The sequence below is a fragment of the Streptomyces sp. 2114.4 genome, assembly GCF_900187385.1.
GTDB classification, from domain to species: Bacteria; Actinomycetota; Actinomycetes; order Streptomycetales; family Streptomycetaceae; genus Streptomyces; species Streptomyces mooreae.
Window position 1 is genome coordinate 3,492,622 of the sequence record NZ_FYEY01000001.1, and the last position, 24,576, is coordinate 3,517,197.

24 protein-coding genes and 4 tRNA genes are annotated in these 24,576 nt (G+C 72.4%); 5 read left to right on the forward strand and 23 right to left on the reverse strand.

Features of this window, described 5'->3' with window-relative positions; genetic code table 11:
• Positions 1–15: 15 nt before the first annotated feature.
• Together secE and CFW40_RS15195 are read right to left on the reverse strand one after the other, a co-directional pair.
• On the reverse strand, positions 16–312 hold the full coding sequence (gene secE, locus CFW40_RS15190) for a preprotein translocase subunit SecE (RefSeq protein ID WP_042155825.1): 297 nt from the start codon (positions 310–312) through the stop codon (positions 16–18).
• 107 nt (positions 313–419) lie between these two features.
• A tRNA-Trp gene (locus CFW40_RS15195) sits at positions 420–492 on the reverse strand.
• 193 nt (positions 493–685) lie between these two features.
• Here CFW40_RS15195 and CFW40_RS15200 point away from each other — a divergent pair.
• Both CFW40_RS15200 and CFW40_RS15205 read left to right on the forward strand, forming a co-directional pair.
• Positions 686–1,921 (forward strand): pyridoxal phosphate-dependent aminotransferase, encoded by a 1,236-nt coding sequence (locus tag CFW40_RS15200; RefSeq protein ID WP_088798418.1) that lies wholly within the window; start codon positions 686–688, stop codon positions 1,919–1,921.
• A 146-nt stretch (positions 1,922–2,067) separates the two neighbouring features.
• Positions 2,068–3,111, forward strand: a complete 1,044-nt coding sequence (locus tag CFW40_RS15205; protein WP_088798419.1) for an adenosine deaminase — start codon at positions 2,068–2,070, stop codon at positions 3,109–3,111.
• Between the two features lie 60 nt (positions 3,112–3,171).
• Here the strand turns inward: CFW40_RS15205 and CFW40_RS15210 are convergent, their stop codons facing one another.
• The 6 genes from CFW40_RS15210 to CFW40_RS15235 all read right to left on the reverse strand — a co-directional run bounded on the left by CFW40_RS15210 (position 3,172) and on the right by CFW40_RS15235 (position 5,707).
• On the reverse strand, positions 3,172–4,227 hold the full coding sequence (locus CFW40_RS15210; protein WP_088798420.1) for a UDP-N-acetylmuramate dehydrogenase: 1,056 nt from the start codon (positions 4,225–4,227) through the stop codon (positions 3,172–3,174).
• A 61-nt stretch (positions 4,228–4,288) separates the two neighbouring features.
• Positions 4,289–4,723 (reverse strand): MaoC family dehydratase, encoded by a 435-nt coding sequence (locus CFW40_RS15215; protein ID WP_088798421.1) that lies wholly within the window; start codon positions 4,721–4,723, stop codon positions 4,289–4,291.
• A gap of 1 nt (position 4,724) precedes the next feature.
• Entirely contained in the window at positions 4,725–5,177 is a 453-nt protein-coding gene (locus CFW40_RS15220) for a MaoC family dehydratase N-terminal domain-containing protein (protein WP_088798422.1), read from the reverse strand.
• An 84-nt stretch (positions 5,178–5,261) separates the two neighbouring features.
• Positions 5,262–5,426 (reverse strand): 50S ribosomal protein L33, encoded by a 165-nt coding sequence (gene rpmG, locus CFW40_RS15225; protein ID WP_006604855.1) that lies wholly within the window; start codon positions 5,424–5,426, stop codon positions 5,262–5,264.
• An 89-nt stretch (positions 5,427–5,515) separates the two neighbouring features.
• A tRNA-Met gene (locus CFW40_RS15230) sits at positions 5,516–5,588 on the reverse strand.
• Between the two features lie 46 nt (positions 5,589–5,634).
• Positions 5,635–5,707 (reverse strand) — tRNA-Thr (locus CFW40_RS15235).
• 182 nt (positions 5,708–5,889) lie between these two features.
• On the opposite strand from CFW40_RS15235, the gene CFW40_RS15240 reads away from it, so the two are divergent.
• Both CFW40_RS15240 and CFW40_RS15245 read left to right on the forward strand, forming a co-directional pair.
• Complete coding sequence (locus CFW40_RS15240; protein WP_088798423.1) at positions 5,890–7,152, forward strand: amidohydrolase family protein; 1,263 nt, start codon at positions 5,890–5,892, stop codon at positions 7,150–7,152.
• A gap of 76 nt (positions 7,153–7,228) precedes the next feature.
• Positions 7,229–7,897 carry an NAD(P)H-binding protein gene (locus tag CFW40_RS15245; RefSeq protein WP_088798424.1) on the forward strand — a complete coding sequence of 223 codons (669 nt, stop codon included), beginning with the start codon at positions 7,229–7,231 and terminating at the stop codon, positions 7,895–7,897.
• Between the two features lie 98 nt (positions 7,898–7,995).
• Here the strand turns inward: CFW40_RS15245 and CFW40_RS15250 are convergent.
• Positions 7,996–8,077, reverse strand: a tRNA-Tyr gene (locus CFW40_RS15250).
• A 190-nt stretch (positions 8,078–8,267) separates the two neighbouring features.
• Between CFW40_RS15250 and CFW40_RS15255 the strand changes: the two genes are divergently transcribed.
• Complete coding sequence (locus CFW40_RS15255; protein ID WP_018090929.1) at positions 8,268–8,756, forward strand: YajQ family cyclic di-GMP-binding protein; 489 nt, start codon at positions 8,268–8,270, stop codon at positions 8,754–8,756.
• A gap of 138 nt (positions 8,757–8,894) precedes the next feature.
• On the opposite strand, the gene CFW40_RS15260 is transcribed toward CFW40_RS15255, so the two are convergent.
• The 14 genes from CFW40_RS15260 to CFW40_RS15325 all read right to left on the reverse strand — a co-directional run bounded on the left by CFW40_RS15260 (position 8,895) and on the right by CFW40_RS15325 (position 24,543).
• The gene (locus CFW40_RS15260) at positions 8,895–9,287 is read right to left on the reverse strand and encodes a YccF domain-containing protein (protein WP_088798425.1); all 393 of its coding nucleotides are present in this window, start codon (positions 9,285–9,287) and stop codon (positions 8,895–8,897) included.
• Positions 9,288–9,419: 132 nt separating this feature from the next.
• Complete coding sequence (gene htpX, locus CFW40_RS15265) at positions 9,420–10,280, reverse strand: zinc metalloprotease HtpX (RefSeq protein WP_088798426.1); 861 nt, start codon at positions 10,278–10,280, stop codon at positions 9,420–9,422.
• 284 nt (positions 10,281–10,564) lie between these two features.
• Complete coding sequence (locus tag CFW40_RS15270; protein WP_088798427.1) at positions 10,565–12,121, reverse strand: NADH-quinone oxidoreductase subunit N; 1,557 nt, start codon at positions 12,119–12,121, stop codon at positions 10,565–10,567.
• Positions 12,121–13,818 carry a NuoM family protein gene (locus CFW40_RS15275; RefSeq protein WP_088798428.1) on the reverse strand — a complete coding sequence of 566 codons (1,698 nt, stop codon included), beginning with the start codon at positions 13,816–13,818 and terminating at the stop codon, positions 12,121–12,123. Before CFW40_RS15275 ends, CFW40_RS15270 begins: the two co-directional genes overlap by 1 nt.
• A gap of 168 nt (positions 13,819–13,986) precedes the next feature.
• A complete protein-coding gene (locus CFW40_RS15280) occupies positions 13,987–15,984 on the reverse strand; it encodes an NADH-quinone oxidoreductase subunit L (RefSeq protein WP_088798429.1) in 1,998 nt (665 codons plus the stop codon).
• Positions 15,981–16,343, reverse strand: a complete 363-nt coding sequence (gene nuoK / locus CFW40_RS15285; RefSeq protein WP_088798430.1) for an NADH-quinone oxidoreductase subunit NuoK — start codon at positions 16,341–16,343, stop codon at positions 15,981–15,983. Before nuoK ends, CFW40_RS15280 begins: the two co-directional genes overlap by 4 nt.
• Positions 16,343–16,987 carry an NADH-quinone oxidoreductase subunit J gene (locus CFW40_RS15290; protein WP_088798431.1) on the reverse strand — a complete coding sequence of 215 codons (645 nt, stop codon included), beginning with the start codon at positions 16,985–16,987 and terminating at the stop codon, positions 16,343–16,345. Before CFW40_RS15290 ends, nuoK begins: the two co-directional genes overlap by 1 nt.
• The gene (locus CFW40_RS15295) at positions 16,984–17,691 is read right to left on the reverse strand and encodes an NADH-quinone oxidoreductase subunit I (protein WP_088798432.1); all 708 of its coding nucleotides are present in this window, start codon (positions 17,689–17,691) and stop codon (positions 16,984–16,986) included. The genes CFW40_RS15290 and CFW40_RS15295 overlap by 4 nt, the downstream gene beginning before the upstream one ends.
• Complete coding sequence (locus CFW40_RS15300) at positions 17,688–18,656, reverse strand: complex I subunit 1 family protein (RefSeq protein ID WP_088798433.1); 969 nt, start codon at positions 18,654–18,656, stop codon at positions 17,688–17,690. Before CFW40_RS15300 ends, CFW40_RS15295 begins: the two co-directional genes overlap by 4 nt.
• A complete protein-coding gene (locus CFW40_RS15305; RefSeq protein ID WP_088798434.1) occupies positions 18,653–19,951 on the reverse strand; it encodes an NADH-quinone oxidoreductase subunit C in 1,299 nt (432 codons plus the stop codon). Before CFW40_RS15305 ends, CFW40_RS15300 begins: the two co-directional genes overlap by 4 nt.
• Positions 19,948–20,628: an NADH-quinone oxidoreductase subunit B gene (locus CFW40_RS15310; RefSeq protein ID WP_088798435.1), complete on the reverse strand. Its 681-nt coding sequence runs from the start codon at positions 20,626–20,628 to the stop codon at positions 19,948–19,950. The genes CFW40_RS15305 and CFW40_RS15310 overlap by 4 nt, the downstream gene beginning before the upstream one ends.
• Positions 20,619–21,020 carry an NADH-quinone oxidoreductase subunit A gene (locus CFW40_RS15315; protein WP_088798436.1) on the reverse strand — a complete coding sequence of 134 codons (402 nt, stop codon included), beginning with the start codon at positions 21,018–21,020 and terminating at the stop codon, positions 20,619–20,621. Before CFW40_RS15315 ends, CFW40_RS15310 begins: the two co-directional genes overlap by 10 nt.
• Positions 21,021–21,297: 277 nt before the next feature.
• Positions 21,298–22,359 carry a hypothetical protein gene (locus CFW40_RS15320; protein WP_256331460.1) on the reverse strand — a complete coding sequence of 354 codons (1,062 nt, stop codon included), beginning with the start codon at positions 22,357–22,359 and terminating at the stop codon, positions 21,298–21,300.
• A 912-nt stretch (positions 22,360–23,271) separates the two neighbouring features.
• On the reverse strand, positions 23,272–24,543 hold the full coding sequence (locus tag CFW40_RS15325; protein ID WP_176956497.1) for a secretion protein snm4: 1,272 nt from the start codon (positions 24,541–24,543) through the stop codon (positions 23,272–23,274).
• Between the last annotated feature and the right edge of the window lie 33 nt (positions 24,544–24,576).

Consider the following 24,576-nt stretch of genomic DNA (forward strand, 5'->3'; position numbering starts at 1 on the left):
GCGCCCTCCGCGGGATCAGCCGAAGACGTACCCGACGACTCGGTTGATTCCCAAGTCAATCACGGTTACGAGACCGATGATGATGACAACGAAGACGATCACCACACTGGTGTACGTCGACAGCTGGCTACGCGTGGGCCAGACGACCTTGCGGAGTTCCGCCACGACCTGGCGGTAGAAGAGCGCGAGCCGCGCGAAGGGGCCCTTCTTGCCGCGCTTGCCGCCACGGCGGGGCTTCTTCTGGGATTCCGCGGTGTCGTCCTCGGAACGACCGCGCTCAGGCATGTCGATGGAGCCCAGGGCGTCCGTCACTCGTCCTCACCTGAATCCGGGTCGTGGCCGTGCCGCGCCCGGTTGAGCCGCACGGCGGTGCATTTCATACGTACGCGTGCACGCACTGCGGTGGAGAGTGCGTGTAGCAGGGCCGGAGGGACTTGAACCCCCAACCGCTGGTTTTGGAGACCAGTGCTCTACCAATTGAGCTACGACCCTTTGTGGTTCCCCCAACCTACCGCATGCGGTCGACTGCACTAAGTGCGTGCGCCGCGGCGGCCTGTTCGGAGCCAACGGTCAGCGAGTGTACGTGGTTCGGAGCCAGGCGTCGAACAGGATCCCCCCGGGGCCTCCCGGGTGGTGCCGGCAAACCCGTGTACCGGGCTCCTCAGAGGTCTGCAACGATGCATATATGAGCGCTGCAACCCCTTCCGCATCGTCCCCCACCGACCGCCGGGTCTCGGCCCGTGTCGGTTCGATCTCCGAGTCCGCCACCCTCGCCGTCGACGCCAAGGCGAAGGCCCTCAAGGCGGCCGGACGCCCGGTGATCGGCTTCGGCGCCGGTGAGCCCGACTTCCCCACGCCCGACTACATCGTCGAGGCGGCGATCGAGGCCTGCCGCAACCCGAAGTACCACCGCTACACCCCGGCCGGCGGCCTCCCCGAGCTCAAGACCGCGATCGCCGCGAAGACGCTGCGTGACTCCGGCTACGAGATCGAGGCCGCGAACGTCCTGGTGACGAACGGCGGCAAGCAGGCCATCTACGAGGCGTTCGCGGCGATCCTCGACCCGGGCGACGAGGTCATCGTCCCCGCCCCGTACTGGACCACCTACCCCGAGTCGATCCGGCTCGCGGGCGGCGTCCCGGTCGATGTGGTCGCCGACGAGACCACCGGATACCGCGTGACCGTCGAGCAGCTGGAGGCGGCCCGTACGGAGCGCACCAAGGTGCTGCTCTTCGTGTCGCCTTCGAACCCGACCGGTGCGGTCTACACCCGCGAGCAGGTCGAGGCGGTCGGCCGCTGGGCCGCCGAGCACGGCCTGTGGGTGCTGACCGACGAGATCTACGAGCACCTGGTCTACGGCGACGCCGCGTTCTCGTCGCTGCCCGTGGTCGTGCCGGAGCTGCGCGACAAGTGCATCATCGTCAACGGCGTGGCGAAGACGTACGCGATGACCGGCTGGCGGGTGGGCTGGGCGATCGGCCCCAAGGACGTCATCAAGGCCGCCGCGAACCTCCAGTCGCACGCCACGTCCAACGTCTCCAACGTCGCGCAGGCGGCGGCCATCGCGGCGGTCTCCGGCGATCTGACGGCCGTCGAGGAGATGAAGGTCGCCTTCGACCGCCGCCGTCGCACGATCGTGCGGATGCTCAACGAGATCGACGGCGTGCTGTGCCCGGAGCCGGAGGGCGCGTTCTACGCGTACCCGTCGGTCAAGGAGCTCCTGGGCAAGGAGATCCGCGGCAAGCGCCCGCAGACCAGCGTCGAGCTGGCCGAGCTGATCCTGGAGGAGGCGGAGGTCGCCGTCGTCCCGGGTGAGGCCTTCGGCACCCCCGGCTACCTGCGGCTTTCCTACGCGCTGGGCGACGAGGACCTGGTCGAGGGCGTGTCGCGGCTGCAGAAGCTGCTGGCCGAGGCCAAGTAGACCTTCGAAAGCAGCTCACCTCCGAAAATCCGGAGGTGACACGAGCGGGCGCCGGGAGACCTTCCCGGCGCCCGCTCGTCCGTTCTCCAGGACCCCCTTCGGGAAAGGCCTACCGGCGCACCGCCCCCGTACGGCAAGATCTTGGGATGGAGAGCGTTCGTGCCCGCGGCGGAGCCGCACCTCGAGACCTGCGCCGACTGCCGAAGGCCCATCTGCACCTGCACTTCACCGGTTCGATGCGGTCCGCGACCCTGCTGGAGCTCGCCGACAAGTACGGCGTCCATCTGCCCGAGGCGCTGCGGAGCGGTGAACCGCCCCGGCTGAGAGCCACGGACGAGCGCGGCTGGTTCCGCTTCCAGCGGCTCTACGACATCGCCCGGTCGTGTCTGCGGGAACCCGAGGACATCCAGCGGCTGGTCCGCGAGGCCGCCGAGGAGGACGTTCGCGACGGGTCGCGCTGGCTGGAGATCCAGGTCGACCCGACCTCGTACGCACCGCGGCTGGGCGGGCTGATCCCGGCCCTGGAGATCATCCTGGACGCGGTGGACGGCGCCTCCCGTGACACCGGGCTCGGCATCCGCGTCGTGGTCGCCGCGAACCGCATGAAGCACCCGCTGGACGCCCGCACGCTGGCGCGCCTCGCGGTGCGCTACGCCGACCGGGGGGTGATCGGCTTCGGGCTGTCCAACGACGAACGCCGCGGTTTCGCCCGGGACTTCGACCGGGCCTTCGCCATCGCCCGGGAGGGCGGACTGCTGGCGGCACCGCACGGCGGCGAGCTGTCGGGGCCGGCCAGCGTCCGGGACTGCCTGGACGATCTGCACGCCGGCCGGGTCGGGCACGGCGTACGGGCCGCTGAGGACCCCGTGCTGCTGCGCCGGCTGGCCTCGCGCGGGGTGACCTGCGAGGTGTGCCCGGCGTCGAACGTGGCGCTGGGGGTCTACGAGAAGCCGGAGGACGTACCGCTGCGGGCACTCTTCGACGCCGGCGTGCCGATGGCGCTGGGCGCGGACGATCCGCTGCTGTTCGGCACCCGGCTGGCCGCGCAGTACGAGATCGCCCGCACCTCACACGGCTTCACGGACACCGAACTGGCCGAACTCGCCCGGCAGTCGGTGCGCGGCTCGTGCGCCCCCCAGGACGAGCAACGGCGGCTGCTGGCGGAGATCGACGACTGGCTGGGCGCGTAGCGTTCCCGGGGCTGCTCGGGCGCCCCGGGGCCTGCCGTGACGGACCCGTCCAAGGCCCGTCTAGAGGCTGACGCCGACCGTGACCGGTTCGTTGACGAGCGTGACGCCGAAGGCCGCATGGACACCGTCGCGGACCTCGCGGGCCAGGGCGAGCAGGTCCTCGGTGGTGGCCCTGCCGCGGTTGGTGAGCGCGAGGGTGTGCTTGGTGGAGATGCGGGCCGGGCCGGTGCCGTAGCCCTTGGTGAAGCCGGCCCGGTCGATGAGCCAGGCGGCGGAGGTCTTCACCAGGCCGTCGCCGGCCGGGAAGGCGGGCGGGGCGGTGTCCGGGCCGAGGCGGTCCTGGACGCGCCGCAGGAAGACGGCGTGCTCGGCCTCGGTGAGGATCGGGTTGGTGAAGAAGGAGCCGGCCGACCAGGTGTCGTGGTCGTCGGCGTCCAGCACCATGCCCTTGCCCGCGCGCAGCGCCAGAACGGTCTCCCTGGCGACCGCGGCCGGAACCCGGTCCCCGGCCTCGACGCCGAGGGCGCGGGCCGTCTCGGGGTACTTCAGGGGCGCGGAGAGCCCTCCGGCGTCCTCCAGGGCGAAGCGCACCCGCAGCACCACGAACCGGTCGGGGTGCTCCTTGAAGCGGCTGTGGCGGTACGAGAAGCCACACTCCGCGTTCGGGATCGTGACCGTCTCGCCGGCCCGGCGGTCGTAGGCGACGACCTCGGTGATCGTGGCGGAGACCTCCTGGCCGTACGCCCCCACGTTCTGGATCGGGGTGGCGCCCGCCGAGCCGGGGATGCCCGCCAGGCACTCCACACCGGCCAGTCCGGCCTCGACCGTACGGGCGACCGCGTCGGACCAGTTCTCGCCGGCGGCGAGGGTGAGGTCCGTGCCGTCGAGCGCGAAGCCGCGGGTGGCGATGCGCAGGGCCGTGCCGTCGAAGCCCTTGTCGCCGATCACGAGGTTGCTGCCGCCGCCGATGATCAGCAGCGGGGTCCCGGCTTCGTCGGCCGCGCGGACCGTCTCGATCACCTCGTCGTCGGTGGTGGCCGTGACGAGGCGGGTGGCCGGTCCGCCGAGGCGGAAGGTGGTGAGCGGGGCGAGGGGGGCGTCGTGGAGTTCCTGCACGCGCCCAAGGGTACGGGGACGGTCCGGCGATGCCCGGCCGGCCGCCCCCGCAAGGGGCCGCTCAGGCGAGACGGACCACGGCGCGGGACATGCCCAGCACCTTCTGGCCCGCGCTCACCGCGGTGAGGTCGACCCGGACCGTACGGTCGTCGTCGTCCAGCTTGGCGGCGACCTTGGCGGTGACCTCGATCAGGGCACCGGTCTCGTCGTTGGGGACGACGACGGGCTTGGTGAAGCGCACGCCGTACTCGGCGACCGCACCCGGGTCGCCGGCCCAGTCGGTGACCACGCGGATCGCCTCGGCCATGGTGAACATGCCGTGGGCGATGACGTCCGGCAGTCCGACCTCCTTGGCGAACTTCTCGTTCCAGTGGATCGGGTTGAAGTCGCCGGAGGCGCCCGCGTACCGGACGAGCGTGGCGCGGCTCACGGGGAAGGTCTGCGCCGGGAGTTCGGTGCCGACCTCGACCTCGTCGTAGGAAATCGTGGCGGTCATCTCAGGCCTCCTTCGCGGCGCGGGCCACCAGCTTGGTGACGGCGGTCACGACGTGTTCGCCCGCCTCGTCGTGCACCTCGCCGCGGATGTCGATGATGTCGTTGCCCGCCATGGACTTGATGGCCTCGATGGTGGACGTGACGCTCAGCCGGTCCCCGCTGCGCACCGGCCGGGTGTAGGCGAACTTCTGGTCGCCGTGCACCACCCGGCTGTAGTCAAGGCCCAGTTGCGGATCTTCGATGACCTGGCCCGCGGCCTGGAAAGTGATCGCGAACACAAAGGTCGGCGGCGCGATCACATCGGAGTGGCCGAGTGCCTTGGCCGCTTCGGCGTCCGTGTAAGCGGGGTTGGTGTCACCGATCGCCTCGGCGAATTCGCGGATCTTTTCCCGGCCGACCTCGTACGGGTCGGTGGGCGGGTACGTGCGTCCGACAAAAGACTGGTCGAGCGCCATGGGCTCGCAACCTCCCTGTACTGATGGTGATAACGCCGTGAGGCCGCCCCCACAAATGGGGACGGCCTCACGGACGAGCCTGTGTTATCGCGTCTCGCGGTGCGCGGTGTGCGAGTTGCAACGGGGGCAGTGCTTCTTCATCTCAAGACGGTCCGGGTCGTTACGCCGGTTCTTCTTGGTGATGTAGTTCCGCTCCTTGCACTCCACGCAGGCCAGCGTGATCTTCGGGCGGACGTCGGTGGCAGCCACGTGAGTGCTCCTTGGACGGACGGGTGGTCGGATTAACGCATAAAAGAGTAGCCGATCGGAGGACCGACCCCACAATCGGCTACTGTCAGTAGCGGTGACCGGACTTGAACCGGTGACACAGCGATTATGAGCCGCTTGCTCTACCGACTGAGCTACACCGCTGCGATGCGAGCGGTGCCCGCCCGAAGGCGGGTACCTCACACATCAGAGCCCCAATACGGAATCGAACCGTAGACCTTCTCCTTACCATGGAGACGCTCTGCCGACTGAGCTATTGGGGCGAGCGATGAAGACATTACACGGCCCGCCGCCAAACGTGAAATCCGTATCCGGGCCGTGCCCCAACGGCCCCGCGCACCACACCGGTACGACTATTTCGCGCCTGCGCGAAGCTCTCCCGGCAGCGCCCTAGGCTCGGAAGAACGCTGCGTGATCTTGCACGCCGGTGGCTTCGAGGAGCGCGATGTCCGACAGCAGTTCGCCGCAGCCCCAGCCGGGAAGGCCCGGCGGCGTTGGCCGCTACGCCGGGCCGGACAGCGGTGCGCTGGTGCTGTGCGGTGCCCGGCTCGCGGACGGCCGGACGGTGGACGTACGGCTCGGCGGCGGGTGCATCGAGGCCGTCGGAACGGCCGGCAGCCTCGCCCCGCAGGGCGCCCGCGTCGACCTCGCCGGCTACCTCCTGCTCCCCGCCCCCGCCGAACCTCATGCGCACTGCGACACCGCCCTGACGGCGGACGCCGAAGGCCCCGCCTCCGGGTCCCCCGAGGACGTCCAGCGGCGGACGACCGAGGCCGCGCTGCTGCAGCTGGGGCACGGCGCCACCGCGTCGCGCAGTCACGTCCGGATCGGCGACGTCCAGGGCCTGCGTTCGCTGGAGGCGGTGCTGCAGGCCCGCCGGTCACTGCGCGGGCTGGCCGACCTGGCGGCGGTCGCGGTGCCGCGGGTGCTGACCGGGGTGGCCGGTGCGGACGGGCTGGCGATGCTGCGGGACGCCGTGAAGATGGGCGCCGCGGTCATCGGCGGCTGCCCGGACCTCGACCCCGACCCGGCCGGGTACGTCGAAACGGTCCTGGAGCTGGCCGGAGAGCACGGCTGCCCGGTGGACCTGCACACCGACGGCGACGATCCGGCACGGCTGGCGCGGTTCGCGGCGATGGCCGGCGGACTGCGGCCAGGCGTCGCCCTCGGGCCGTGCGCCGGGATGGCCCGGATGCCGCGGAGCGTGGCGGCGCGGGTCGCCGAGCAGCTGGCGGCCGCCGGGGTCGCCGTCGTCTGTCTGCCGCAGGGCGACTGCACCGGGCTGGAGCGGTACGGCTCGCGGGTGTCGCGGCCGGCGCCCGTACGGCTGTTGCGGGCGGCCGGGGTGCGGGTGGCGGCGGGCAGCGGGGCGCTGCGGGACGTGGCGAACCCGGTCGGGCGGGGCGACCCGCTGGAGGCGGCCTACCTCCTGGCTTCCCTGGGGGAGGCCACGCCGGATGCGGCGTACGAGACCGTGAGTGCGGCGGCGCGGGCGACGCTGGGCCTGCCCGAGGTGCGCGTCGAGGCGGGCTTCCCCGCGGAGCTGCTGGCGGTGCGCGGCGAGCGGATCGCCGGGGTGCTGTCGCTGGCCTACAGCCGGATCGTGATCCACCGCGGGCGGGTGGTCGCCCGTACCAGCGCGGTGCGGGAGTACTGCGACTCGGCGGCGGAGGTGGCGCTGGAGCTGCCCCGGCAGTCGCAGCGCTGAGCCACGGCGGCGAGAAGCCCCCGGACCCCGGCCGGTCCCACACGGTGCGACGGGCCTTCGGCGTACGGTCGGGATCATGCGCATTGTCATCGCAGGTGGACATGGTCAGATCGCGCTGCGGCTGGAGCGGTTGCTCGCCGGGCGCGGGGACGAGGTCGCGGGCATCGTCCGCCGGCCGGAGCAGGCCGGTGATTTGCTGGCCGCGGGCGCCGAGCCGGTGGTCTGCGACCTGGAGTCGGCGTCGGTGGAGGACGTCACCCGGCACATGGAAGGCGCCGACGCGGCCGTCTTCGCGGCGGGTGCGGGGCCGGGCAGCGGCACCGAACGCAAGGAAACGGTGGACCGCGACGCGGCGCGGCTCTTCGCGGACGCGGCCGAGGCCGCGGGCGTACGGCGCTTCCTCGTCATCTCCTCCATGGGGGCGGACCGCGAGCCGCCGGAGGGCACCGAACCGGTCTTCGCCGCCTACCTGCGGGCCAAGGCCGCAGCCGACGCGGACATCCGGTCCCGGGCCGGCCTGGACTGGACGATCCTGCGGCCCGGCCGGCTGACGAACGAGCCCGGGGAGGGCCGGGTGACACTGGCCGACGCGACCGGCCGCGGCCCCGTCCCCCGCGACGACGTCGCCGCCACCCTGATGGCCCTCCTCGACGAACCGGGCACGATCGGCAAGACGTTGGAGCTGATCGCCGGGGATGTGCCGGTGGTGGACGCGGTGCGGGCGGTGTCGGCGGCACCGCGGTAGGACGCCTGCCGGGGTCCGAAGGACACACCGGGCCCCCGGTCCATGCCAAAGGGCCCCTGGTCTGCGGTGATCGCAGACCAGGGGCCCTTCGTTCCCTGTGGCGGCGCCAGGATTCGAACCTGGGAAGGCTGAGCCGGCAGATTTACAGTCTGCTCCCTTTGGCCGCTCGGGCACACCGCCTGGGTTTGCTGCCGGGAGAGCCGCTGTGGGGCGGTGCTCCGTGGCAACGACGTAAACCATACCCGATGGCTGGGGGTGGTTCGCCACTCGATTCGGGAGCGCTGGATCTTGGCCGGGTGGCTAGGCTTGGCAGGCGGGCCCGGGAAGGGCCGCAGCCCTGACGGATCTACGTACGAGGAGCCAACTCAACATGGCCGACTCCAGTTTCGACATCGTCTCGAAGGTAGAGCGGCAGGAGGTCGACAACGCCCTCAACCAGGCCGCCAAGGAGATCTCGCAGCGCTACGACTTCAAGGGCGTGGGCGCGTCGATCGAGTGGTCGGGCGAGAAGATCGAGATGCGGGCCAACGCCGAGGAGCGAGTGAAGGCCGTGCTCGACATCTTCCAGTCCAAGCTGGTCAAGCGCGGGATCTCGCTGAAGGCGCTGGACGCCGGTGAGCCGCAGGCCTCGGGCAAGGAGTACAAGATCTTCGCCTCGATCGAGGAGGGGATCTCGCAGGACAACGCCAAGAAGGTCGCCAAGATCATCCGCGATGAGGGCCCGAAGGGCGTCAAGGCGCAGGTGCAGGGCGACGAGCTGCGGGTCAGCTCGAAGAGCCGGGACGACCTGCAGGCGGTGCAGCAGCTGCTCAAGGGCAAGGACCTGGACTTCGCCCTGCAGTTCGTGAACTACCGGTAGCAGCCCGGCTTTCGGGAGCCACGGGATGGGGCGGCGCGCTTCGGCGTGCCGCCCCACCGGTGTGTCGGGGCGGCGCCATGAGGGGCGCGCGGCGGGACGCGAGGGCCCCGGGCGGCGGCCCTCGCGCTCAGCGGGCGGTCAGCGGGCGGCGAACGGCTCGTCGGTGGGGACGATGTCGCGGCCCAGGGGCATCAGGGAGACCGGGATCATCTTGAAGTTGGCGATGCCGAAGGGGATCCCGATGATCGTCACGCACAGGGCGATGCCGGTGACGATGTGGCCCAGGGCCAGCCACCAGCCCGCGAAGATGATCCAGATGACATTGCCGATCGCCGATCCGGCGCCGGCGTCGTCGCGCACGACGGTCGTCCGGCCGAAGGGCCACAGGGCGTAGCCCGCGATCCGGAAGGACGCGATGCCGAACGGGATGGTGATGATCAGGATGCAGCAGATGATGCCTGCGAAGACGTAGCCGAGCGCCAGCCAGAAGCCGCTGAGGACCAGCCAGAGGACGTTGAGGATGAACTTCATGATCAGCAGCCTTCCACGGGCACGGCGGAGAATGTACTTGCGGTGCTAGACGCGCGGAGCCCGGTGAATCGTTGCGTTCATGATGCGCCGGGTGCCTGCTGACGGCCACCGGTCCCGGTGGAACCGGGGGCCTCAGGGACGGTGGCCGGCCATGTCTTCGAGGCGGGCGATCCGTTGGTCCATCGGGGGGTGGGTGGAGAAGAGCCGGGACAGGCCGCCGCCCCGGAACGGGTTGGCGATCATCATGTGGCCGGCGGTCTCCAGGCGCGGCTCGGGCGGGAGCGGGAGCTGCCGGGTTCCGGTCTCCAGCTTGCGCAGCGCGGAGGCCAGGGCCAGCGGGTCGCCGGTGAGCTGGGCGCCCGCGGCGTCGGCCTCGTACTCGCGCGAGCGGCTGACGGCGAGCTGGATGAGGGAGGCCGCGACCGGGCCGAGGATCATGATCAGCAGCATGCCGAGGAGGCCGGGGCCCTCGTCGTCGTCGGAGCGGCCCACCGGGATCAGCCAGGCGAAGTTGACGAGGAACATCACGACGGAGGCCAGCGCGCCGGCGACGGAGGAGATCAGGATGTCGCGGTTGTAGACATGGCTGAGCTCATGGCCGAGGACGCCGCGCAGTTCGCGTGCGTCGAGCAGCTGGAGGATGCCGTCGGTGCAGCAGACCGCGGCGTTGCGGGGGTTGCGGCCGGTGGCGAAGGCGTTGGGCGCCTGGGTCGGGGAGATGTACAGGCGCGGCATGGGCTGGCGGGCCGCGGTGGAGAGCTCACGGACCATGCGGTAGAGCTGTGGCGCCTCGAACTCGCTGACCGGGCGGGCGCGCATCGCCCGCAGGGCCAGTTTGTCGCTGTTCCAGTAGGCGTAGGCGTTGGTGCCCAGGGCCACGACGACGGCGATGATCAGGCCCATACGGCCGAAGAGGCTGCCGATGACGATGATGAGGGCGGACAGGCCCCCGAGGAGTACGGCGGTCCTGAGCCCGTTGTGCCGGCGGTGCACGGTACGCCCTCCAAGCGGTGCGGCAGGGGAACCCTGTGCTGCGTTTCTCCACTGACCAGTGGACCCTTACTCACTGGTCAACGCGAGATGAACGAGCCAGGTTCCCTGTCCGCCGCCGGCGCACCGGGGAGGGCATGCGGGCGCGCCCGCCGGGGCGTGGCGCCGTACGGGTGGGGTGGAGGCCGGTGTGGGCCCCTGGGGCCGTCCGTGGCCGTGCTGCGGGCCGCCGAGGATCCCGCGGGACGGGGCGGGGGCGGCCGTGGGAACAGCCGTGGAAGCAGTCGTCAGAGCAGCGCCCCGGAGGCGAAGCGCAGGACGAGCTGCGGAGCGCCGGAGAGGGCGATGCCGAGGACGGCGGCGAGCGCGATGGCGGTGGCCAGGGGGGCCGGGACCGCGGTGCCGGCCGGGTGCCCCGCGGGGGCGGGGGTTTTGGCCCCTGCCGCCTCCTCGGTGACCTCCGTTTCGCCGGCTCCCCGGAAGAGGACCGTGGTCCACTGCAGGTAGTAGTAGAGCGCGATCACGACATTGACGGCCATGATCACGGCGAGCCAGGCCAGCCCCGCGTCGACGGCCGCGGAGAAGACCGTGACCTTCGCGAACAGGCCGATGATGCCGGGCGGCAGTCCGGCGAGGCAGAGCAGGAAGAAGCCGAGGGCGAGGGCCGCCACGGGCCGCTGGTGGTACAGGCCCCGGTAGTCGCTGATGCGGTTCGCGGGGCTCGTACGGGCCACCAGGGCGGCGACGGCGAAGGCGCCGAGGTTCACGGCCGCGTACATCAGGGCGTAGGCGACGGTGGAGCCGATGGCGCGCCCCGGGTCATGGGCGTAGCCCGCCGCCGCGATCGGGACCAGGAGGTAGCCGGCCTGGCCGACCGAGGACCAGGCGAGCAGGCGTACGGCGCTGTGCGCGCGGCGGGGGTCCTGGCGCAGGGCCGCGACGTTGCCGACCGTCATGGTGAGCGCGGCGAGGACGGCCAGTGCCGGGCCCCAGACGTTCGCGTACGAGGGGAAGCCCTGGACGGTGACGAGGATCAGGCCGGAGAAGCCGACGGCCTTGCCCACCACGGAGAGGTAGCCGGCGATGGGCAGCGGCGCGCCGACGTAGGTGTCCGGCACCCAGAAGTGGAACGGGGCGGCGGCCGTCTTGAAGGCGAAGCCGACCAGGGTGAGGGCGGCGCCGGCGCTCGCCAGGGTGGCCAGGCGCGGGTCGGGCAGGTGGGTGAGGGCGTGTGCCACCCGGGAGAGGTGCAGGCTGCCGGTGGCCGCGTAGAGGAAGCTCACGCCGAGCAGCATCACGGCGGTGGCGGCCACCGAGGACAGGAAGAATTTGAGCGCGGCCTCGGAGGAGAGCCGGTCGCCGCGCCGCAGCCCGACCAGCGCGAAGGCGGGCAGGGAGGCGACTTCGAGGGCGATGACCAGGGTGGCGAGGTCGCGGGAGGCGGGCAGCAGGGCGGCGCCGGCCGCCGAGGAGAGCAGCAGGAACCAGTACTCGCCGGCGGGGAGGTCCTGGTCCCGGACGGTGTCGATGGACAGCAGGGCGGTCAGCAGCGCCCCGCCGAGCACCAGGAACTGGATGACCAGGGCGAACGGGTCGGCCGCATAGCTGCACACGTCCGGGTGGGCGGGCAGGCAGAAGGTGCGGCGGTCGCCGTCCAGGAGGGGCAGCAGGGACAGCGTGGCGAGCGCGAGGCCCGCCGTCGCGATCCACCCCAGCAGCGGCTTGCGGGCCGCCGGGAGGAAGAGGTCGGCGACGAGGATCACCAGGGCGACGGCCGCGGCGAGGGTGGGCGGCGCGAGGGCGAGCCAGTCGACGGACTGGACCAGAGGGGTCACCGTGCTCATCACTTACCGCCTCCGAGGAGCTGCTGGACGGCCGGGTCGGTGAGGCCGAGGAGGGCCGCGGGCCACAGTCCGGCGAGGACGGTGAGGACGGCGAGGGGGGTCCAGGCCGCGTACTCGTAGCGCGCGAGGTCGGGGATGACGGGGGCCGGTGCGGCCGGGGCCGTGGTGGCCGCTTCGGCCGCCGTCGCGGTGCCCTCCTCGACCGCCGGGACGGCTTCCACGGCCGCCGGGGTGCCGCCCATGCAGACGCGGCGGACGACGAGCAGCAGGTAGGCGGCGGTCAGCAGGGTGCCGAGGCCGGCCAGCGCCATGAACGTCAGGAAGGCGGGGCGGCTGAGCCCGGCGGCGGGCCGGAAGGCGCCGAACATCGCCAGCATCTCGCCCCAGAAGCCGGCCAGCCCGGGGAGGCCCAGCGAGGCGACCGCTCCGAAGGCGAGCAGGCCGCCGAAGCGGGGGGCCTTGCTGTAGAGGGCGGCGCCGGTGCCGTACGGAAGGGGCGCGGCAAGGCCGCTCGTTGAGGGGCGGTGGTCGGGCGACTGGCGGGACAGGGTGTCGAGGTCGGTGCTGCCGGTGCGGTCCTTGAGCGCGCCGACCATGAAGAAGAGCAGGCCGGTGATGAGGCCGTGGGCGATGTTGGCGAACAGCGCGCCGTTGACGCCCGTGGGGGTCATGCTGGCGATGCCGAGCAGCACGAAGCCCATGTGGCCGACGGAGCTGTAGGCGATCAGGCGCTTGAGGTCGCCGCCCGCGCCCTTGCGGACGAGGGCGAGGCAGGCGAGCGAGCCGTAGATGATGCCGATGGCGGCCAGCGCGGCGAGGTACGGCGCGAAGGTGTGCATGCCCTCGGGGGTGATGGGCAGCGCGATCCGCACGAAGCCGTAGGTGCCCATCTTCAGCAGGACGCCGGCCAGCAGCACCGAGCCGACGGTGGGGGCGGCGGTGTGGGCGTCCGGCAGCCAGCTGTGCAGCGGCCACAGCGGGGACTTGACGGCCAGTCCGATGCCGACCGCGAGCACCGCCAGGAGCTGAACCGTGTGGCTGAGCTGCGCTTTCGGCCCGTTGTCAGTGGCGAGTGCCACCATGTCAAAGGTGCCGGATTTCACGCCGATGAGGAGGAGGCCGAGCAGCATCACGACGGAGCCGAGCAGCGTGTAGAGGATGAACTTCCAGGCCGCCGCCTGCTTTCCCGCACCGCCCCAGCGGGCGATGAGGAAGTACATCGGGATGAGGACCATCTCGAAGGCGAGGAAGAACAGCATCAGGTCGAGGACGGCGAAGCTGGCGAGGGTACCGGCTTCGAGAGTGAGCAGCAGGGCCACAAATGCCTTGGGGGACGGGCCCGTCGGCATGTGGAAGTAGCTGTAGAGGGCGCAGAGGAAGGTCAGCAGCGCGGTCAGTACGACAAGGGGGAGCGAGATGCCGTCGACGCCGAGGTGGATGCGGATGTCCAGCGCCGGGATCCAGCTGAGGTCGGTGGTGGCCTGCATACGGGCCGGGTGGTCGTGGTCGAAGCCGGCGGCCAGCGCGACGGCCGCGGCGAGCACGGCACCGGTGACGGTCACGCCGTGGCGCAGTACGGCCTGGCCGGGGTTGCGGCCCTTGAGGCCGGGGGGCGCCGGGAGCAGGGCGCCGGCCGCGCCCAGCAGGGGGAGGACGACGACCGCCGCGAGGAGGTACTGCAGAGCGGTGGGGTTCACGGGTCAGGCCCTCCTCAGGGGGTCGGCTCCGGCGAGCCTGGCCACGAGGGGCGTCGGCTGGGGGTGCGGGGTGCGTGCACCGGGGGTGCGGCCGTCAGGCATACGTGCGCCAGGCGTACGTGCGCCGGGGGCGTGGAACATCGGCATCGGCATCGGCATCGGCATCGGTCAGGCTCCCGTGCCCGTGGCGACGAGGATGGCGGCGACGGCCAGGACAAGCGAGCCCGCGAGCAGCGCGGCGAGGTAGGTCTGCACGTTCCCGGTCTGGGCACGGCGGACCGCGGCGCCCAGCAGGCGGGGGGCGGTGCCCGCGCCGCGGACGTAGGTGTCGACGACCTCACGGTCGAGGAAGCGCACGAGCGTGGCGGCGGCGCGTACGGGCCGGACGAAGAGGGCGGAGTAGACGGCGTCGAGGTGGAAGCCGACCGCGGCATGACGCTGCAGCGGACCCAGGAGGAGGCGGCCGGGGTCGGCCGGGTCCGGGGCGCCGGCGTTGTCGCCGTAGGCCGGGGCGTGGATGTCGATGGCCACCTCCTCGGCGATCGCGGGGGTGGCGTCCGGAGCGGCGACGACCGCGCCGAGGGGGATACGGGCGGCGAGCGCGGTGGTGTGCCGCCAGGCCGCATAGGTGACCAGGCCGCCGACGAGGGCGATACCGGTGCCCAGGACGGAGGTGGTCAGGGTCGGCGCGAGCGAACGCCCGTCGAACCAGCCGGGCAGGTAGGGGGCGGCGAGGCCGAGCGCCACGGTCGGGACGAAGAGCACCCACAGGACGGCGTTCATGGCGACCGGCTGCGGGCCGTGGTCGGGGGCTTCGGCGCCCTTGCCCTTGAAGGCCAGCAGCCACAGGCGGGTGGCGTAGGCCGCGGTGAGCAGGGCGGTCAGCAGTCCGGAGACCAGTACGGTCCAGCCGGCCGCACCGGGGATGCCGTGCGCGTGACCGGTGGCGGCGTGTTCGGCGGCGCCCAGGACGGCTTCCTTGGAGAAGAAGCCGGCGAACGGCGGGATCGCGGCGAGCGCGAGCAGCGCCACGGTGACCGTCCAGTAGGCGTCCGGGATGCGCCGGGCCAGGCCGCTCATCCGGGACATGGCGGCCAGCGAGTTGGTGCCGGCGGCGTGGATGATCACGCCGGCGCCGAGGAAGAGGAGGGCCTTGAAGGCACCGTGCGAGATGAGGTGGAAGACGGCGGCGCCGCGGTCGCCGACGGCCAGGGCGCCGAGCATGTAGCCGAGCTGTCCGACCGTCGAATAGGCCAGGACACGCTTGATGTCGTCCTGGGCCAGTGCGGCCAGCCCCGAGCCGACCATGGTGAGCGCGGCCATGACGGCGAGCACCACCAGCGCGGCCGCGGAGGCGGCGAAGACGGGGAGGAGACGGGCCACGAGATAGACACCGGCGGCCACCATCGTCGCGGCGTGGATCAGCGCCGAGACCGGCGTCGGGCCGGCCATCGCGTCCGGGAGCCAGGTGTGCAGCGGGAACTGCGCCGACTTGCCGGCGACACCGGCGAGCAGCAGCAGTGCGATCAGCGTCGGATGGTCCAGGCCGCCGGCGGCGACGGAGCCGAGGATGCCGGTGATGCGGAAGGTTCCGGCGTCGGCGGCCAGCGCGAAGATGCCGAAGAGGAAGGGGACGTCGCCGAGCTTGGTGACGAGGAAGGCCTTGAGGGAGGCGGCGCGGGCGGCCTCGGTCTCCCAGTAGTGGCCGACGAGGAAGTAGGAGCAGATGCCCATGACTTCCCAGCCGACCAGCAGCAGCATCAGGTCGCCGGTGTAGACGACCAGCAGCATCGCGGAGGTGAAGAGCGAGACCAGCGCGGCGTAGGAGGGGTAGCGCGGGTCGTCGCGCAGATAGCCGGTGGAGTAGATCTGCACACAGGTCGCCACGACACCGACCAGGACGGCGATCAGCGCGGCGAAGCCGTCGATGTGCAGGGCCAGGTCGATGGGGATCGAGCCGGTCGGGGTGAGCTCGGTGGCGATGTCGGTGGCCGGTCCGGTGCCCTGTCCGACGGCGACGGTCACGGTGAGCACGGCCGCGGCCAGCGTCGGCAGCACGGCCAACGGCCGGACGAAGCCGGGCGCACGGCGGCCGAGGAGGAGGCCGGCGACGGCCCCGAGGAAGGGCAGGAGGGGAACGAGAACGGCGGTGGTGGTGAGGGTCACGCGGCGGCCTCCGCCGTGGTGTCCGGCTGCGGGTCCCCGTCCGTGGCGCCCGTCTTCTCGGCGAGATCGCGGAGCCGGTCGATGTCGGAGCTGCCGCGGTTGCGGTAGACGAGCAGCACGATCGCCAGGCCGATGCCGATCTCGGCGGCGGCGATCGCGATGGTGAAGAGGGTGAGGGCCTGGCCGGTGTGCAGGGTGTCGCGCAGCCAGACGTCGAAGGCGACGAGGTTGAGGTTGACGGCGTTGAGCATCAGCTCGACGGACATCAGCACCAGGATCGCGTTGCGGCGCGCGAGCACGCCGTACAGCCCGGTGCAGAAGAGGAGGACGGCGAGGACGGCCGGGTAGACGAGATGCATCAGCGCTGCTCCTCTCGCGGGGCGGGGGCGGCCGGGGCCCGGGAGGCGGCGCGGGCCGGAGAGGCGGCGTTCTTCAGGCTCGCCGCCGCGGACCGCTCCTCCCCCGTCCTGCGGGACAGCACGATCGCCCCGACGAGCGCGGCCAGCAGCAGCACGGACAGCGCCTCGAAGGGCAGCACCCAGTACTGGAAGAGGCTGCGTCCGGAGGCCTCGGTGGAGCCCTGGGCGGCGCCCCCGAAGCTGATCCAGGTGGTGCGGAAGGCATCCACGACGACCCAGACCAGGGCGGCGGCCGAGGCGAGGGCCACCGCGAGCGCGGCCCAGCGGTTGCCCGAATCGGCGTCCGGGGAGCGGCCGATGGGCGCCTTGGTGAGCATCAGCCCGAAGAGCAGGAGGACGACGACGGAACCGACGTAGATCAGCACCTGCACCCAGGCGATGAACTCGGCCGTCAGCAGCAGGTATTCGACGGCGATCCCGCCGAGGGCGACGACCAGCCAGAGTGCGGCGTGCACCAGCTGCCGGGTGGTGACGGTGATGACGGCCGCGCCGAGGGTGGCGATCCCGACGAGGAGGAAGGCGATCTCGACACCGGTGGTCGAGAGGAAGCCGTGGCCGGCTGCGGTGGCGGCGGCGAGCGTCACTGTCCCTCCCCTGGGGTGTCCGGTCGGTCCGGTCGGTTCCGGTCCGTGGCCCGATCGGCGGTTCCGGCCTGATCGGCGGTTCCGGCCTGATCGGCGGTCGGATCCTGATCCGCTGTCGGGTCCTGATCCGCTGTCGGGTCCTGGGTCCGGGCCCGGGCGGCCTCGGCCTCGGCTGCGGCCTGCTGCTGGGCGGCGAGCTTGTCCGCGGCCTTGCGGGCGGCGGCGAGCTCCTTGGGCTCCTCGGCCGCCGGGTCGAGCGCCGGCGGTTCGGGCACCGTCCACATCCACTCGCGGAGCTTGTCGCGCTCATGGGTCAGATCGCGGATGTCCGTCTCGGCGTACTCGAACTCGGGTGACCAGAAGAGCGCGTCGAAGGGGCAGACCTCGATGCAGATACCGCAGTACATGCACAGCGCGAAGTCGATCGCGAAGCGGTCCAGCACATTGCGGCTGCGCTCCCGGCCCCCGGGAGCGGCCGGTGGCACCGTCTCCTTGTGGGAGTCGATGTAGATGCACCAGTCCGGGCACTCACGGGCGCACAGCATGCAGACCGTGCAGTTCTCCTCGAACAGCCCGATGACGCCACGGGTACGGGGCGCGAGGTCGGGCTGGACGTCCGGGTACTGCGCGGTGACCGATCGTTTCGTCATCGTCCGCAGGGTGACGGCCAGCCCCTTGGCGAGGCCGGAGCCGGGGAAGCTCATGACGAGATCACCACCTTGACGACGCCGGTGAGGGCGATCTGGGCGAGGGCGAGCGGGATGAGGACCGTCCAGGCGAGCTTTTGCAGCTGGTCCTCGCGCAGCCGCGGGTAGGTCACCCGCAGCCAGATGACGCCGAAGGCGAGGATCACGGTCTTCAGCAGCGTCCACAGCCAGCCCAGGCCGTCGGCGCCGAACGGGCCGTGCCAGCCGCCGAGGAAGAGGACCGAGGTCAGGGCGCAGAGGACGACGATGCCGGCGTACTCGGCGAGCAGGAAGAGCGCGAAGCGCAGTCCGGTGTACTCGGTGTAGGCACCGAAGATGATCTCCGAGTCGGCGACCGGCATGTCGAACGGCGGCCGCTGCAGCTCGGCGAGCCCGGCGGTGAAGAAGACGACGCCGCCGACGATCTGCCACGGCACCCACCACCAGTGGAAGGCCTCGATGATGCCGGGCAGCGAGAGCGTGCCGGCCGCCATCGCGACGGAGGCCGCGGCCAGCAGCATCGGCAGCTCGTACGCCAGCAGCTGCGCGGCCGTCCGCAGACCGCCGAGCAGCGAGAACTTGTTCGCCGAGGCCCAGCCCGCCATCAGCGAGCCGAGCACGCCGACGCCCATGACGGCGAGCACGAAGAAGATCCCCGCGTCCAGGGCCTGTCCCACGGCGTTGTGCGGGCCTATCGGGATGGCGACCAGGACCAGGAGGTACGGCAGCAGGGCGACGGCGGGCGCGAGCTGGAAGATCCGCCGGTCGGCGCCGGCCGGAACGATGTCCTCCTTCTGCGCGAACTTCACGCCGTCGGCCACCAGCTGCGCCCAGCCGTGGAAGCCGCCCGCGTACATCGGCCCGAGCCGGCCCTGCATATGGGCCATGACCTTGTGCTCGGTCTGCCCGATGACCAGGGGAAAGACCAGGAAGACGACGAAGACGGCGACGAGGCGCAGCGCGATGTCGAGAGCGTCGCTCATGGGGTGTCGCCTCCTTGCTCCGGCTCCGGCTTCTCCACCGGCTTCGGCTCCGGCTTCTCCACCGGCTCCGGCTCCGCCTTCTGCTCCGGCTCCGCGCTTTTCTCCGGCTCCGGTTTCTTCTCCGGCTCGTCGAAGGCCGGACGGGCGTGGTGCCAGGGCGCGTCCGAGGAGCGGGGGGCCGCCTCCTTCGGGGGAGCCGCCGCGGCTTCCTTGGCCGGGGTCTTTGTCGACGGGGTCCCGGCCGACGGGGTCTTCGCCGGCGAGGTCGTTGCAGAGGTCCCCTTGGTCGCGGCCGCCTCAGGGGTGCCCTCGGTCGCGGCAGCTCCGGTCGCCGCCTCGGTCGAAGCCGCCTCTGCCGTCTGCCGCTGGGCGGCCGACCCCTCGCTCGCCGACCGCGTACGCCGCGCCGGGCGCTCCGGCCGCTCGGGACGTGCCTCGGCCGCCGGGGGCGCGGCAGCCCCGGTCGCCGCCTCGGTCGAGGCCGCCTCTGCCGCCTGTCGCTGGCCGGCCGAGCCCTCTCCCGCGGTCCGCGTACGCCGCGCCGGCCGCTCGCCCGCGGCACCACCGGCCGCACGTGCACCACCGGCCGCCCGCGCACCCCTCGCCGGACGCGCGGGAGCAGGCGGCAGCTGGCCCTTCAGCGGGCCCCACTCGTTCGGGTCCGGAACGCCGGGGGGCAGCATCTGGCGGCGCTTGGGCCCGCCGTGCTCGGACTCCCCCGGTTCCTTGGCCCCCGGCCATGCCTTGGCGACCCGCGCCGCCAGCACGAAGTCCTTGCGCAGCGGGTGCCCCTCGAAGTTCTCCGGGAGCAGCAGCGGTACGAGGTGCGGGTGGCCGGTGAAGTCGACACCGAACATCTCGTGGGTCTCGCGCTCGTGCCAGCCCGCGCCCGCGTAGACACCGACGGCGGTGGGCAGCGCGGCCGCCTCGTGCGGCACGGTCGTCCGCACGATCAGGCGGTGGACGGTGCCGGGCCGCGCCACATCGGCGAGGTGCGCGCAGATCCGGAAGCCGGTACCGGGCTCATCGACGGCGCTCAGCCAGTCGAAGTAGCTGCAGCCCAGGTCGTCGCGGGCGGCCGTCAGCGCGGTGAGCCAGCCGTCCACGGGGACGTCGACGGTCAGCGCGTCGTACGCCAGCTCCGCCGTGGCCCCCGTACCGAAGATCTCGCTCGCGGGCCGCGGCAGCCAGCCGACAACGGGCTCGGCGACAGGCTGCTCGGGCTGCTCGGCCTGGGCGGCGTTCTCCGCCTCCTCCGGCTGCTGCTCCGGCTGCTGCTGCGGCTGCTCGCTCATCGGGGCTCCTCCCCCGCCGCCTTCGGCTCATCCGCAGCTGTCGCCCCGCCCGCCGGCTTCGGCGCGGGCGGCGTGACCAGCCCGCTGCGCAGCGCGGCGGCGGAGGGCCGGGCCGCGCCGCCCTTCGCGTACCGCTCCCCCAGCGACTCGCGGGCGATCTTCTCCTGGAGCTTGAGGATGCCCTGGAGCAGCGCCTCCGGACGCGGCGGGCAGCCCGGTACGTACACATCCACCGGAATGATCTGGTCGACGCCCTTGGTGACCGAGTACGAATCCCAGTACGGGCCGCCACAGTTGGAGCAGGCTCCGAAGGAGATGACGTACTTCGGCTCGGGCATCTGCTCGTAGAGCCGCTTGACCGCGGGCGCCATCTTGTCGGTGACCGTGCCGGAGACGACCATCAGGTCGGCCTGGCGCGGGCCGGGCGCGAACGGGATCACGCCGAGCCGGATGAAGTCGTGCCGGGCCATGGACGCGGCGATGAACTCGATGGCGCAGCAGGCGAGGCCGAAGTTGAAGACCCAGAGGCTGTAGCGGCGGCCCCAGTTGAGGACCACCTTCATCGGTTCGGGCGCGAGCCGGGCCAGGGTGCCCAGGCGCCGCGGCTCCGGCAGGAACTGCGGGCCTTCGCCCTCGGACGCGGCTGCGGAGCTGTGGGAGGCGGGAGTCACGTCCATTCCAGGACGCCCTTCTTCCATGCGTAGAGCAGGCCGATGGCGAGGAAGCCGAGGAAGAGGAACATCTCCACCAGCGTCACACCACCGAAACCGGGGGCGGCGAAGATCGTCGCCCAGGGGAAAAGGAAGATCGAGTCGACGGCGAAGATGACGTAGAGGAAGGCGTACACGTAGTAGCGGACCTGGGTGTGCGCCCAGCCCTCGCCGACGGGGTCCACGCCGCACTCGTACGTCAACAGCTTCTCGGGCGTCGGCACCACGGGCCGCAGCAGCCGCCCGGCACCGAAGGCCACGGCCACGAAGAGCACCCCGATCACGGCGATGATGCCGACGACCGAGTAGCCCTGGAAATAGTCCGCGGCGACGGTGGTGCCCACGGTCGCGTCCGGCACGTCCGCCCCTCGCTCCCTGACTGCGCTTGTTCAACGACTTCGACGATCTGTACGGACGGGAGTCTAGGCCCTGCACCGGCCGCGGTGAGCAGCCGGATCGTCGCGGACGGTGGGGTTGTCCCTACATCGCCCTACCTGGGCGGCAGGCAGCGTAGACGGCGCGGTCGGTTGTCTCAGAAGGTGTCTCACGGAGCGGACGGGTGCGGGGTGATCCGGGCGGGGCGGGACGTCGTGCCTCTCGTCGTTGGTCTCGCCTGGTCGCCGGGGCAGCGGCTTGTCACCGGGGCGGCGGCCCGGCGGGAGGCTGGGCGGGGCCGGAGTGGACAGGACCGGAGTGAGCGGGGGCGGAGTGGGCGGCGCCGGGGTGAGCGGGACCGGAGTGGCCGCCGTCCGGGGCCGCCGGTGCGCCCCGGCCCGTACGCTGCCGGCCCGGTCCGCGCGAGACGGCCCGGTTCATCGCCTCGGCGGCGATGCGCGCCGCCGCCTGCAGCGTCCGTTCGCCGAGCAGTTCCGTGCGGATCGCGCCGCCCGCCGCGAGATGGCGGTCATAGGGGAGCGGGAGCACCGTCGCGCCGCCGACGCCCAGATGCTCGGTGGCCCTGCGCAGGTCCAGCCCGGAATCGGGGGACACATGGCTGAGCACCACCACCGTCGTCGGCAGCATGCCGGGGTGGAGCCCTCCGGCCCAGTCCAGTACGGAGCGGGTGGCCGCCACGCCCTCCGGGGTCGCCGGGGACACCAGCACCCGCGCCTGCGTCGTCACCAGCGCGGTCCGCGCCACCTCGGCGGGCAGCGTCTCGCAGTCCACGACGGTGGTCGCGAAGTACCGGCGCAGGGACGTCATCACCACCCGGTAGGTGTCGATGTCCAGCCTCGTCCCGATGGCGCCCTGGCTGCCGGGCAGCAGCCAGCCGCCACCGGGGAACGGGATCAGATAGCCGGTCAGGTCCGTGATCAGCATCGAAGGATCCACTATCTGCGCCAGGTCGGTGCCCGACCAGCGCACTTCCCGCGCGCCCAGCCGGTGCGGCAGCGTGCCGAGCGCCGGATCGGCCTCGATCGCCAGCACCGGATCGGCGCGGTAGTGCGCATAGGTGAGGGCCAGCAGGGCGGCGACGGTGGACTTGCCCGCACCGCCCCGGATGCTCGTCACGGAGATCTGCCGGCCGGTGGCCACCGGTTGCTGGATGGCGTACGCGGTCTCTGTGACGGCGGCGGTCTCCGCGGCGGGCGACGAGGCGATCGCGCGCCGCACGGCCCGCCCCGCGCGCTGCGCGACGGACTCTCCGTGCCGCGGCTTGGACCGCACGGCGTCCAGCTCGGGCGGCAGCAGCGGCACCGAGACGGGTGTGGGCTGGGACCGGCGTACGGGCGTGGGCTGGGACCGGCGTACGGGCGTGGGCTGGGACCGGCGTACGGGCGTGGGCGTGGGCGTGTGAACAGGGTCGGGCGGGGGTGGGGCGGTGAAAGAGGCCGCCGGGCTGGAGGGGGCCGTCGCGGTGGGCGGGGGCGGCGTGGCGGACGGGTGCGGCGTGGCGTGGGGAGCCATGGCGGCTTGGGGGGCTGGTGTGCCGTACGCGATCGGTGCGCCATGCGCGGCCGGTGCGCCATGCGCGGCCGGTGCGCCATACGTGGCCGGTGCGCCATGCGCGGCCGGTGCGCCATGCGCGGCCGGTGCGCCATGCGCGGCCGGTGCGCCATGCGCGGCCGGTGCGCCATGCGCGGCCGGTGCGCCATGCGCGGCCGGTGCGCCGTACGTGGCCGGTGCGGGTGCCGGTTCCGGTACGGGCTGCGGCGGCGGAGCGGCAGCCGGAAGCGGAGCGGCAGCCGGAAGCGGTCCGGCGGAGGGCATGACAGGAGACACGACGGGGGGCGTGACCGGGGGCATGGCAGGAGGCACGGCAGAAGGCATGGCGCCGGGCGCGACCGCACCGGCGTCCGGCGCGTTCTGCTCCGCCCGCGCCGTCAGCGGTGTGTCCCACACGGTGGCAGCGCCGGTACCGCTCTTCTCAAGGCTGACCGCACCAGAGCCGGCCCCCGTGCCGCCCGTTTCCGCGGGCGTCCCCGGCGTCATCGCTGCCCCGCCAAGGCCGGCCGGCAGATCGTGCTGCCGGTCTCCTTGCCCAGGCCCACCCGCTGGTACAGGTCCACCCGTCGGCACAGGTCCACCCACTTGCTCAGGTCCACCCGGCTCGCTCGCTCCCGCTGTTCCTTCTGCTGACATGGTCCCGCGGCCCCCTTTCCGGTTCCGTCAGAACGTGTGCAGCAGCCGGCTGAAGACCCCGCATGCCCCGAGGGCCACCGGGATCAGCGCCACCACACTGACCGACTCGACGAGGTTCATCAGCCGGCGCAGCCGGACCTGAACGTGTTCCGGCACCCGCACCGCGAGCACCACCAGTGGCAGCACCGCCGCCACACACAGCACGGCGAGCGCCCCCGGTGCCCCGGAGCCGTCCGCAGCCCCTTGCCACACCAGGCCCACCCCCACCGCCGTACCGGCGGCCAACAGCGCGACGACCTCGATCACCAGGGGATAGGCACGCGCACGCGAAAGCGTCACCAGACACAGCAGCGCCGCGGCCGTCACCGACCAGCCGTCCTCCGAACCGGCCGCAAGCACTCCCGCCGCACCCGCGGAGACCGCCATGGCGACGGTGGCCGGCGCGAGACCGCGGTGGGTCGCACCGAGCGCGGTCGCCACCTGATGCCGGCTCACCGGCGCGCCGCCGGACCGCCGGTCATCGAGCCGGGTCAACCCGGCCGCCGTCAAAGCCAGTCGCGGCAGGTACCCCAGCACGAGCACCGAGACCACACCGAGTACGACTCCCGTACGCGCCACACCGGTCAGCGCCAGCGCGGCCTCCCACGCTCCCACCGCGAGCGCGACCGCCGCCGCGCCGACGAGTCCGCCGCGCCCCAGCTCGGTACGGAGGCCGAGCAGTGCGAGCGCGGCCGCAACGGTCAGTCCGACGGCGGCCAGCCGCGTCGCGCCGGCCGGGGCGGCCTGCCAGGAGGCGAGCGCGCCGAGCGCGCCGCCGCACACCAGCAGTGCGGCGCCCAGCGGACGCCGTCCGAGCCCTCCGGCAGCAGCTCCGCCGCCCGCGGCGAGCACCGCGACGACCCCGGTCCAGAGCGCGGCCGGGCCCGGCCCGTACCAACTCGCCGCCGCAACCCCGGCGACCAGCGCCAACAGCACACTCGCCGCACCGGCCGTCCACGTGCGGCTCCGCTCGTCCCAGCAGCGGCCGCGCACCGCCGGACCGCTTGCGGCTTCGTCGACGGCGCCGTCAGCGGCGTTTTCGGTGACGTGACCGGTGGCGTGCTGCACCACCGGTGCCGTCGGCGTCATCGGTGCCGTCGGTGCCGTCGTCGTCATCGGTGCCGTCGGTGCCATCGATGCTGCCGACGCCCCGTGCTCCCCCACGAACCGCACCACCGAGCCGTCGGCCACTTGCGCCGAAGCATGCGAATCGTCCTGCGAAAGCGCCGACCCGTCCGCCGTCACCAACCGCCGCGCCATCGCACGCTCCCCCTCCCGTTCCGTACCGCGACA